Consider the following 12153-nt stretch of genomic DNA (forward strand, 5'->3'; position numbering starts at 1 on the left):
ATCTAAAATCTTAAATCGTTACCGCTTGAGACTCAGGTAATGCCTGTTTTAAATCGGAAATAATATCATCAACGTCTTCTATGCCAACAGCTAAGCGGACCAATCCATCTGTGATACCCGCTTGTAAACGCAGCTCTTCATCCATCACCGAATGCGTCATCGAAGCCGGATGCTGTATTAATGTATCCGCCGTGCCCAAACTCACTGCCAGCGTACAAAGCTTCACATTGTCCATAAGTTGAACACCCGCTTCAAAACCACCTTCAAGTTCAAAGCTCAGTATCCCTCCATAACCCTTCTCAAAAATATTGGAAGCCAAATCATGATCAGCATGAGAGTTCAAACCAGGGTAAAACATTTTGCTAACGGCTTCGTGCTCCTCTAAATACTCAGCCACTTTCATGGCATTCTCAGCGTGACGCTCCATCCGCAAATGAAACGTCTTTAATCCATTTAATAATAACCAAGCTTCAAACGGACTCATAACTCCGCCAAGATTTTTGCGATAGGTGGATATGTTGTACGTATCCAACATCGATTGACGAGCAATCAGCGCGCCTCCAATAAGCGTTCCATGTCCATTTAAATATTTTGTAGCTGAATGCAACACCATATCTGCTCCATGCTCGAGGGGGCGCAGATGGTATGGAGTAGCAAAAGTATTATCAACGATAAAGATCAGATCGTAAGCTTCAGCCAGATCAGCAATAGCAGAAATATTTGCAACCTCCATTGTTGGATTCGCTATCGTCTCGGCATAAATCACTTTAGCATCACCATTCTCACTGAGGGTATGCTCCAGTGCTTCTAAATCATTCAAATCCACAAAGTGGGTTTTCATACCCAGTTCAGTAGTTTCCTCTTTTAAAAACTGACCTGTACACCCATATAGTGCCGGTTGTGCAACAATAGATCCGCCTTGGGCTATAGCAATCAAAGCAGTGCTTATCGCCGCCATTCCACTACTAAACGCCAATGCAGACACTTCTTCAAAATCCGGGAGACCTGTCCCCTCCAAACGAGCAAATATATCTTCGAGTCGATCAACGGTCGGATTTCCAAGCCGCGAATAGGAATGTGTTGCTCCTCCCTCTTCATGGGCAAAAAATTTACGTCCATCTTCTACGGAATTGAATCGAAATGTAGAAGTTTGATAAATGGGCATTACATGCGAACCAAACGGATCATTTTCAGGATGGTCGCCATGTACTGTTTCACTTTCTATACTGAATTTTGATTTATCCATGGTCTTGGTCCTCGTCTATTGGTATATGATAATTTTCTTTTTTAGTGGACAGGACGATATTGCTATAAATGCGTTCAATACCCGGAAGACGCGTTAATTTATCGTGCATGAATTTTTCGTAAGCCGACATATCTCTAACTACAATTTTTAACAGAAAATCAGAATCACCTGTTATATGATAACAGGACTGTATTTCAGACATTTCGTTAATCCGGTCACATACTTCATCTAGTGTATGCATCTGGTGCACCGCCAATCTCAGTGAGCAAAATACGACCAATCCCTTTCCAATCGCTTCTTCGTCAACGCGAGCTCCATATCCCTTTATGATACCTTCACGCTCTAACCGCTTAACTCGCTCCAGTGTTGGCGTGGTAGTGAGCCCCACTTTTTCAGCCAGTTTATTATTTGCAATACGCCCGTCTTGCTGAAGAATAGACAATATTTTTCGGTCAATATGATCTAACTGAAAATTAGGCATATAATATTATACTGTTAAAAATGTATTATATAGTGTTTTTAACTACTTAATAAATAATATATGGTTTAATTAACTAATATATTACGATTAAGTCAATATATCCTGCTACAAATAAAAAAGCCCTGCCAGTTATAGAACTGACAGGGCTCCTAACAATCAATAGAATTGAGAGAAAATTTTATCCGGCAATATTTTCAGCTTCGGCACTGTCTTCAAGTTTCGGTGTCGAGGGCGTTAGGTTTTCGTATTCCTCGAGAGTAAACTCATCAACCTGAACCATATCCACGCGGGCGTCTTCGGCTTTGCGGATAAGTTCAGCTTCATCCTCCGAAATAATGCCTTTTTCAAGCGCCTGATCGATAACAAAGCGAGTCTGTGTTTTAGGCAGCTCTTTTTTCTTGGTTGCTGCTTTGATCTTGTCATAAACCGGCGCTGCTTCCTCGGAAAGCTTGAAAGCATTTTCGTATCGTCCCAATGCTTCTTCTTTGTCATCGGAAATATACATGCCGTCAGTCAGACGATCTCGCTGCTCACCGCGTTTTTGCATCGCCTGGGCAACTTTGTGTCCCAGTTTATTAGATGGGCTGCTACCAATACGATTCATACGCGACCACAAAGCAATGGGACCACGGAACAACCAGCTGAGTCCGGGCACTTTAATTTCGCGATAGATGGCATCAAAAGCTTCTTGGATCTGAGCAAACGCATAATCCATTGACCATTCGAAAAAGATACGATCTTCTTCGCGCTGACCTTCGGCATCATATCTGCGCAGCGTTGCGGTAGCAAGATACATCCAGCTTAAAATATCCGCGAAGCGACCACTAATTTTCTCTTTTATTTTGAGTCCACCGCCATAGGACCCGAGCGCGATATCCGCCAAGAAGGCAAATGACGCCGAAGCCCATGAAAGCTTCTTATAATATTTTTTAGCAGGTCCACCCACCGGTGAAGAAGCAATCGCTCCTCTTGTAATACTCATCAACAAGGCACGTGCCTTATTTCGTCCCACGTGCCCAATATGTTTCCAGAACACATCATCAAAAGCCTTTACATCACCGCGGGTCAACGCATCAATTTCGTCGAAAGCATACGGATGACATCGAATAGCTCCCTGACCAAATATCATCAGGCTACGCGTTAAGATATTCGCACCTTCAACTGTAATAGCAATAGGCAATGAAATATATCCATGGGCAAAAATATTCCTAGGCCCGCGCGATATTCCGGCTCCTCCCTGTATATCCATAGCATCGTTAATAATCTGACGCCCCAGTTCTGTGAAGTTGTACTTGGCAATAGCAGTTACAACCGAAGGTTTTTCACCTATATCAAGGCCGGCACAGGTATAACGGCGGGCGGCCTCCATTAAATAATTGAATCCACCAATTCGGGCCATCGGTTCTTCGATGCCTTCAAACTTACCTATATTGATACCGAACTGTTTTCGTACGGCAGTGTAAGCTCCAAGTGCGCGGGTAGCAACTTTAGCACCGCCCGTACTTTGGGCCGGCAGTGAAATTCCGCGTCCCACGCCAAGCGATTCCATCAGCATGCGCCAGCCATTACCCGCCTGCTCTGGACCGCCAATAATTTGGTTAACAGACACCACGGCATCATCTCCGTCAATGGGACAGTTATAAAATGGCACGCCTAATGGATCATGGCGACGTCCTAAAATAATGCCATCAGTTTCACTTGGGATAAGCGCACAGGTAATACCAGGATATTCGCCCTTTCCAAGATGATTTTCCGGATCTCGTAGTTTGAAAGCGAGTCCAATCAGGGTTGAGATAGCCGCGAGGGTAATATATCGTTTGGTGAAATTGAGACGAATATAGAGCTCACCATCATCCCCTTTAAAGACTTCACCTTCAGCCGTCATTGCTCCGGCATCAGATCCCGCGGTCGGTTCTGTAAGAGCAAAGCAAGGCATCTCTTCACCGGTAGCCAAATTGGGCAAATATTTATCTTTCTGCTCGTCGGTCCCATAATGCATTAAAAGCTCAGCGGGACCTAATGAATTAGGCACCATCACGGTTGTAGCCAACGGCCCACATCGCGAAGCTAACTTCGTGACAATGGCACTGTGTGCTGAGGCCGAAAATTCGAGTCCACCATATTTTTCAGGGATGATCAATCCAAAAAACTTATGCTCGCGCATAAACTCCCAAACTTCATCCGTAAAACCTTTACGTACAAACACATCCCAGTCACTGACCATAGAACAAAGTTCTTCAACAGGACCGTCCAAGAATGCCTGTTCTTCGTCACTCAAATCGGGATACGATTCGTTGGCCAGTCGCTTCAAGTCTGGCTTACCTGAAAACAGCTCCGCATCCACCCACACGTTGCCGGCTTCGATAGCCGTACGTTCGGTTTCAGAAATCTGGGGCAAAAAGTTCATTGCATCCAGCAATTTCATCAACGGTCCGGTAAGCACCGTTCGCCGAATAGGTTTTATATTAAATACGACCACCAATGCTGCAAAAACTACAAAGAGCCAGGTAGGCGCAGAAAATCCCCAAAGTGCTACAAATCCGGCTATGGCCCAAATCCAGAGTGGCGTGCCCCAGAAGGCCAAGAGTGTAGCAACAATAACCATGCTTACAATCACAGCCCACAATGGGTACTGAAATAAAAATCCAAAACTCTCATTTAACAAATCCATAATAGTCACCTATTCGTTATATCACACTTACTTGTTTTTTGTTTGTAAAGCCGTTCTAACCTTATATCCATCAATTATATGCTCAATGGCCTCATCAATAAATTCTTGCTGATTGATACGGGTATCCAATCGCTTTGACAATACTACCGACATTACCCCGTGCAGCTGTGCCCAAAACGTATATGCTGCCATTCGGGGCTTTTCTTCAGCAATCAGTCCGGCATTAACGCCTTCTTGTAATACGCTACTTACAATTTCGTAACCTTTACGAGCCTTGCGAAATTTTTCTTTGGGATATCGGGTCATCTCATCCGAGCTCGTTAAATGAATTATCTGATATTCCCGCTGATTATTTAACGCAAATTGCACGTATTCATATGCCAGTGCTTCGAGTTTTGCTATCGGGCTATCTGCTTCAGCAGCTACTTGTTGCAGCTGATTATTCAGTCGTTCAATGGCCTGCTCCATTAATGTGTGAATCAGATCATCTTTATTTTCAAAATGCAGATAGATGCTGGTAGCACTCACATCAATTTCACGAGCAATTTTGCGGAGAGAAAAATTGCGATATCCCTCTGAAAGCAACACATTGCGTGCGGCTCCGACAATTTGCTCTTTAAGATTCAATTCCTTGGTTTCACTCATATACGCATAGGTTAACAGTGTTAACTTATGTAAGTAAACATTCTTAATGCGATAAAGCAATACTCTAATAAAACTATTTTGGGGAGGTATTCAGTTCCTAATCAAGTTCCCAGCTAATTTCTTCGCTGGGAAGAGAGAACTTAATGAATGAAATGGACCGACCTTCTTGAAGGTAACGAGCTTCGTAATGGGTTTGAATAGTTAGCAATTCATCATTAGGACACTCCTGATAAATATTCTCAACAATCCTATGCACCTTACAGCCAGATTTTGCTACCGATTCCCTGGTAAATGAAAAGAGCTCATCACTATCAGTTTTAAAATATATGGCACCTTCCTCTTTTAAGACGCGCTGGTAAATCTTTAAAAACTTCGGACCCGACAAACGATTATTGCGATCCGAATAACGAGGATATGGATCGGGAAAGGTAATCCAAATATCATCAACTTCATCGGGTGCAAAATACTCGTCTAAATGATCAATATAGATTCGCAAAAAACGCACATTATTTAATCCTTCTTCCAGTGCCTGTTTGGCTCCCTTCCAAATACGATCACCTTTTATATCAACCCCCACAAAATTTTTATCGGGATTGCGTCTTGCCAACTCTAATGTATACGTTCCCTTACCGCAGGCCAGTTCTAAGACAATCGGATTCTCGTTCTCAAATATATCGGAGTGCCAGCGACCCTTTGGTTTTTGGGATCTCGCATCCTGAAAGTCGGTAAGCTCCAGCGAATTCGGAAATGCTGTCAATTCTTCAAATTTTTCCAGCTTGCCCTTACTCATCCTAAATAACTAAATAATCAACTGTTAGAAATACTTTTTTAGGGTGCAAGTCTAAAGATATCCCAGTCAGTACCTAACTTTTCATAGCAGAGTCGATCGTGCATTCTGCTCTCACGTCCCTGCCAAAACTCTATTCGTTGGGGGCGCAAGAGAAATCCACCCCAAAAGTCCGGCAACGGAACTTCCTGATTCTCAAATTGCTCTTTTATCTCTTGGAACCGGTTCTCCAATTCTTTCCGGGAGCTCACTTTGGTACTCTGCTCTGATGCCCAGGCTCCCAATTTGCTTTCCCTGGGTCGTTGCTTAAAATAATCCTCCGACATTGATCTGCTTACCCTTTCAACCTCTCCCTCAATGCGGACCTGTCTTTCCAAGGGTGCCCAGTAAAAACATAAGGCAGCATGGGGATTTTCATTCAGCTCCTGTCCTTTCCTACTTCCATAATTCGTGTAAAAACGGAATCCGGCCTCATCTACTCCTTTGAGCAATACAATGCGAGATGATGGTTTTCCCTGCTTTGTAGCTGTAGAAAGAGTCATGGCATTAACATCCAAAAGATCAGCAGAATAGGCTTGCCTAAACCATTCCATGAACTGATCTATGGGATCCTCACAAACCTCTGACTCTGCCAATGCCTGCTGGGAATACTCGCGCCGTAATTCTGATATCCTTTTTTTAGACTGGCTATCTTCAGACATTTTAAATCCTATCCGTCAAAATATTCAGGAGCATTTCCTTTTTTCCACTTGATGTTACACCCCATACTTGGTTTCTGATCTTCTTTCACTTCACCATCAAAAAGCAGATCTACAGCTTCACGAATATCATTGCCAGTAACTGGCTTATCATTACCCGGCCGGCTGTCATCAAATTGTCCGCGATAGACCAACTCATCATTTTCATCAAACAAGAAGAAATCAGGGGTGCAGGCAGCTTGGTAAGCTTTTGCAACTTCCTGAGTACCATCGTACAAATAAGGAAATGAAAATTGCTTCTCACGAGCCAACGAAGCCATCTTAACTGGGCTGTCATCGGGATAATTTTCAACATCGTTGGAACTTATTGCAACAACGCCAATTCCTTTCTGCTGTAAATCTCTGACTGTCATTACAAGTTCATCCAGGATGTGCTTAACAAAAGGACAATGGTTACACATAAATACTACCAGTAGTCCCTTGGCATTATTGAAATCATCAAGCGAAACCAACTGATTATTTACCGTATCAAATAATTTAAAATCTGGCGCTTTTGTGCCAAGTTCCATCATTGTAGAAGGAGTATTAGACATAGCGAAAATCGTTAATTGGATTTATACTTTATATTCAGACTGAACGTACAAAATTTAGCCGTTTTATGTTCAGTGAATATATACGAAATGAAAGGGAAAATGAATAAAAAAAGCCCGATATCTGCATAACAAATCAGGGCTATAATAATTTATGAAAAACCTGTTCGCAGATATCGAGCTGAAGGTACTATCTCTGATCATCTTAAACGGATATTTATACAGGATGTTACACTTAAAACAATCTTAATTGCCCTTCCTGGGGCCGCTGAAAGTATTTCGTCGAAAGCCGCAGTTCTTTCTTGTTCAAACCCAGCTTTTCAACATTGATTTTAAACATATTTCTTATTTGACTGGCGAATTCGCCCCTTCCATGAAAGCGTTCTCCAAATTCACTTTTATTTAATTTGCCATCCCTGATGTCACGAATCCTATTTAGCACCTTCTCCTTGCGGTCGGGAAAATATTGTTCTAACCATTCTTTAAAAAGATCCTTAACACCATGTGGCAATCTGACGATTGTGTAAGCAGCCTGTGTTGCGCCGGCATCTCTTGCTTTTTCCAAGATTTCAGGACATTCATGATCGGTTAGCCCCGGTATAATGGGAGCCACATTAACGCCCACCGAAATACCACGATCGGCCAACTCCTTAATAGCTTTCAATCTACGGTTGGGCTGTGATGTTCTCGGTTCCATCACACGGGCCAAATCGCGATCCAGCGTGGTAATAGACAGCGTTACATGTACGGCATTATATTTAGCAAGCTCTTCTAATAGATCGATATCACGGGTAACCAGATAGTTTTTAGTAATGATTCCTACAGGGTTTCGCGCTTCGGCAAAAACTTCCAGGCAACTTCTCGTGATCTCCAGCTTCCTTTCTACAGGTTGGAATGGATCGGTAACCCCGCTCAATGCAATGGGTTCGGGCTTCCATTTTGCGGAAGCGAATTTGGATCGAAGTTTTTCTGCAGCATCATATTTTACCATGATCCGCGACTCAAAATCGAGTCCGGCCGAAAATCCCAGAAATTCGTGTGTGGGACGCGCATAGCAATAAATACATCCATGCTCACATCCGCGGTATGGATTTAACCCATAAGTAAAGGGAATATCGGGACTGTCATTTTTAGATAATATCTCTTTGGTATCATCAGCAATAAGCTTGGTATCCTGTGCAGGTTTTTCGCCCGTTTCTTCGTCAAGCTCATAATCGATATACTTGCCCTCAAAACGATTGGCCGGGTTATCTGAAGCCCCGCGACCCCGAATTGGGTTTTTATCTTTTTGATCCATGAGAATTCGTTATCCGTTGTATTTCTACTATAGAATAACAGTATTTATGACAACATAGTGTCATGAAATTTGATACCTATAAAATAAAAAAGCCCGAGCAAATTAAACCCGGGCTCTTGCCAAATAGTTATACGTGATTTAGTCACAGGCTATATCTTGGAAACTTTCATCCCAGCATAGTTGATTTCCATCTGACTCATGATATCCCTCATTGGTTTCTGAATTCCAGTTAATAGAGTGGTCTGGTTCATCAGTATATAGCATATTAAATAGGTGATCAGATTGATTGGCTTCGTAATTAGCCGATAATCCCACTTCACCGTTTTCATCATACCAATTTACATCCATCATTTTTTCACTATCACTTGTTATATCCCATGCTGAAGTATAAGCAATACGCTCTTCACTGGTATTTTCATCGAGAGTATTAAAGATCCATTCCCCACTCTTACCATCGGGAGAAATAATGCCTTCTAATATTTTATAGTCTTCGACACTGGTTTCTCCATCATTGTAACTCCAATACATATTCCACTCGTAATCATTGGCCATCTCTTCTGCAGTTACACGGACAGATACACTTTTATTCTCATAATTATAAGAATACTCCCACACCCACATCCCATCTTCGAAATCCGCTTCTTCTGCAGAACCAGCCAATAATAAAGGAGTATATATGCTGGCAAAAGTAAAAACAAACTGATTTGCTAATGCAATGTTACGGGCTCCGTAATAGTTATTGGTCTCCGCTAAAGCGTTACTTGCAAAATTTTTGGGTTGATTATCCTCAAAAAATGAAAAGTCAGGTTGCATCTCTTCACTTAATATCTGCGGGAATGCAGGGGCTTCTGAAGGGTTTACATCCGGACCGGTACTGTCATCTCCACAGGCTACCATTCCCATAAATAATGCAATAAAAAACAAGTATTTTGTATAACGAAACATTTTAATTCCTCAATTAGTTGTAGTGATCTCCTTAACAAATATGAAGTTGTCTAAGAAAATAGGTCATCCAGACAATTCGTTCGTTAAGGAAAACCCTGTATACTTTGTAATCTTTACAACCTAATTGAGGATTAATAGTTATGCCCTATATACTGTTTTAATGTTCACGAATTCTTTAATACCGAAGTGCGATAGTTCACGACCATACCCGGATTCTTTAACACCCCCAAATGGCAATCGTGGATCGGACTTCACATACTCATTAACAAAACAGCAGCCAGCTTCCAGCTCATACGCTGCAATTTCCTCAGCACGTTGAAGGTCCTGAGAAAAAACAGCCGCCCCCAATCCGTAATTACTGTCATTCGCTACTTTAATAGCCTCGCGGGTATCTTTTACTTTGATAACTGATGCCACCGGACCAAACAGCTCTTCCTCATAGGCAGGCATACCTTTTGAAATTTCGGTAAGAATTGTTGGAGGGTAATAAAAACCTTTTCTATTGGGAATAGATCCCCCAAGAATACACTCTGCGCCAGCACCCACACTTTGCTCAACCTGATCATGAAGTTCATCACGCAAGTCTTTACGTGCCATTGGACCAATATCCGTTGAACTATTAAATGGATCGCCCATTTTCTTTTCATTCATCTTATGAAATACTGCTTCGAGGAATTCATCATAAATATCTTCAACAGCAATTAACCGCTTTGCAGCAACACAGCTTTGTCCGCTGTTAATCAGCCGGGAATTCACACAGGTTTCGGCGGATTTTTCCACATCGGCATCTTCCAAAATGAGATAGGGATCACTCCCGCCAAGCTCGAGCACTGTTTTCTTTAGCACACTTCCCGCCGTTGATGCTACAGCTTTTCCGCCACGGGTACTACCTGTAAACGTAACAGCAGCAATATCGGGATGCTTAATCAAATCTTGTGTTTGATCCACATCTGCAATTACGGTACGGAAAAGATCATCAGAAATGCCGGCCTCGTGCATCAACTCTTCTATAGCCAAGGCACATCCGGTTACATTGGGCGCGTGTTTTAAGATCACCGCATTACCTGCCATCAGTGCAGGAACACCAAACCTAAAGAGCTGCCAGAATGGAAAATTCCACGGCATAATGGCTAAAACGGTTCCCAATGGATTAAAAGTCACGTAGCTTTTGCTGGCATCAGATTTTATAACTTCTTCAGCAAGAAAATCATCCGTATTATCTGAATAATAATTACATACCCAGGCACATTTTTCGGCCTCTGATTCACCCTGCGCCAAAGGTTTTCCCATCTCACGAGCCATCAATTTGGCATACTTTTCCTTGTGTTCCTCCAACAACTCAGCAACTCGCTGTAATAGTAAGCTTCGCTCATAAAATGAATTGCGACGCCATTTCTCCTGGGCCGTAGCTGCATCGCTTACAATAGCATTCAATGCATCATCCTTCATTTGATCATACTCTTCGATAAGCTCTCCACTAGCTGGATTAATAGATTTCATAGCAGCTCTTTCTTAATTATTAGTATTTATTATCTGAATAATTAGTTTACGAATAGCAATCTTCTCAACCAACTTTTAACCATATTTTTTGACGGTCTTATTGATAATCTGCAAAGTTGACCGTAACAATTCCTCTTTAATAATAAGCGGTGGTGCCAGTCGCACCAGTGTATTCGAATGAAGCGTCCATCCTAAAATAATACCTTTCTCCATACACTCTTCCACTACCTTTTGGGTTAACTCACGATCTTCCAGTTCCATCCCCAGCATCGCTCCCACACCGCGAATTTCTGTAATACCTTCAGCCGTTAATTCATTCCGAACAATTTGCTCAATTTTTTTCGCCTTCGCGCCGTAGTTGTCAGAAAGCAATTCCGACAGCGTGGCATGGGCCGCAGCACACGAGACGGGATGGCCGCCAAAGGTAGTTACGTGATTCAACGGAGGATCGTGTTTAAATGTCTCAAATATCTGAGATGAGGACACAAAAGCTCCCATTGGCATGCCGCCGCCCATTGCCTTTGCCAGACTCATAATATCAGGGACTACTCCATATCCCTGAAAGGCAAATAGTGAACCGGTACGATAAAAGCCTGTCTGGATTTCATCAAAAATGAGCAGTGCCCCTACCTCATCGCATCGCTTTCTCACCGCCTGCAGCCACTCTTTTTTTGCAGGGATGATTCCTCCCTCACCCTGAATAGGCTCCATAATTACGGCTGCCGTCTCTTTGTCAATGGTTTCCAAACCGTCAAGACTATTGAAATTCAAAAAATGGACATCGGGCAGCAGCGGAAGATATGGATCGCGGTAAACATCTCGACCGGTCACACTTAACGAACCGTGGGTATCTCCGTGATATCCATGATGGAATCCCACAAACTTATGTCGCCCCGTATGTTTCTTGGCCAGCTTCAACGCACCTTCATTAGCTTCGGTACCGCTATTCACAAAATAAACGCGATCCAGCGAATCGGGCAGTTGCGAGGTAAGCAGCTCAGCATATTTCGACTGCGGCTCCTGTATAAATTCACCATAGACCATCACATGCAGATGGCGATCTACCTGGCGTTTTACTGCTTCTACTACTTCGGGATGACGGTGCCCTAAACTACTGACCGCAATACCGGAAATAAAATCCACATATTTATTTCCATCGGTTGTAAAGATATACGGACCTTCTGCCCTTTCGATTTCCAATCCCATGGGCGCATCGCTGGTCTGGGCAACGTGGTTATAGAAAGACTCTTTTTTATTCAAAATACGTTACCTTCTTTAATAATTATGTATTCA

11 protein-coding genes are annotated in these 12153 nt (G+C 42.6%); all 11 read right to left on the reverse strand.

Annotated elements, in window-relative coordinates; all coding sequences use genetic code 11:
- Positions 1 to 10: 10 nt before the first annotated feature.
- Positions 11 to 1246: an aminotransferase class I/II-fold pyridoxal phosphate-dependent enzyme gene (locus U5J89_RS00920; RefSeq protein ID WP_322573724.1), complete on the reverse strand. Its 1236-nt coding sequence runs from the start codon at positions 1244 to 1246 to the stop codon at positions 11 to 13.
- Positions 1239 to 1727 carry an Lrp/AsnC family transcriptional regulator gene (locus U5J89_RS00925; RefSeq protein ID WP_322573725.1) on the reverse strand — a complete coding sequence of 163 codons (489 nt, stop codon included), beginning with the start codon at positions 1725 to 1727 and terminating at the stop codon, positions 1239 to 1241. Before U5J89_RS00925 ends, U5J89_RS00920 begins: the two co-directional genes overlap by 8 nt.
- 178 nt (positions 1728 to 1905) lie before the next feature.
- A complete protein-coding gene (locus U5J89_RS00930; RefSeq protein WP_322573726.1) occupies positions 1906 to 4398 on the reverse strand; it encodes an acyl-CoA dehydrogenase in 2493 nt (830 codons plus the stop codon).
- Between the two features lie 27 nt (positions 4399 to 4425).
- Entirely contained in the window at positions 4426 to 5043 is a 618-nt protein-coding gene (locus U5J89_RS00935) for a TetR/AcrR family transcriptional regulator (protein ID WP_322573727.1), read from the reverse strand.
- A gap of 97 nt (positions 5044 to 5140) precedes the next feature.
- Positions 5141 to 5833, reverse strand: coding sequence for a tRNA (guanosine(46)-N7)-methyltransferase TrmB (gene trmB / locus U5J89_RS00940; protein ID WP_322573728.1), 693 nt, complete (start codon positions 5831 to 5833; stop codon positions 5141 to 5143).
- Between the two features lie 38 nt (positions 5834 to 5871).
- The gene (gene pdxH / locus U5J89_RS00945) at positions 5872 to 6531 is read right to left on the reverse strand and encodes a pyridoxamine 5'-phosphate oxidase (RefSeq protein ID WP_322573729.1); all 660 of its coding nucleotides are present in this window, start codon (positions 6529 to 6531) and stop codon (positions 5872 to 5874) included.
- A gap of 8 nt (positions 6532 to 6539) precedes the next feature.
- The gene (locus U5J89_RS00950) at positions 6540 to 7121 is read right to left on the reverse strand and encodes a thioredoxin family protein (protein WP_322573730.1); all 582 of its coding nucleotides are present in this window, start codon (positions 7119 to 7121) and stop codon (positions 6540 to 6542) included.
- 232 nt (positions 7122 to 7353) lie between these two features.
- Complete coding sequence (locus U5J89_RS00955) at positions 7354 to 8415, reverse strand: PA0069 family radical SAM protein (RefSeq protein WP_322573731.1); 1062 nt, start codon at positions 8413 to 8415, stop codon at positions 7354 to 7356.
- Positions 8416 to 8553: 138 nt separating this feature from the next.
- Positions 8554 to 9360 carry a hypothetical protein gene (locus U5J89_RS00960; protein WP_322573732.1) on the reverse strand — a complete coding sequence of 269 codons (807 nt, stop codon included), beginning with the start codon at positions 9358 to 9360 and terminating at the stop codon, positions 8554 to 8556.
- A 138-nt stretch (positions 9361 to 9498) separates the two neighbouring features.
- Positions 9499 to 10860, reverse strand: coding sequence for an NAD-dependent succinate-semialdehyde dehydrogenase (locus U5J89_RS00965; protein ID WP_322573733.1), 1362 nt, complete (start codon positions 10858 to 10860; stop codon positions 9499 to 9501).
- Between the two features lie 75 nt (positions 10861 to 10935).
- On the reverse strand, positions 10936 to 12120 hold the full coding sequence (locus U5J89_RS00970) for an aspartate aminotransferase family protein (RefSeq protein WP_322573734.1): 1185 nt from the start codon (positions 12118 to 12120) through the stop codon (positions 10936 to 10938).
- Between the last annotated feature and the right edge of the window lie 33 nt (positions 12121 to 12153).

Origin of the sequence: Fodinibius sp. (assembly GCF_034521915.1) — a bacterium.
Lineage (GTDB): Bacteria > Bacteroidota > Rhodothermia > Balneolales > Balneolaceae > Fodinibius.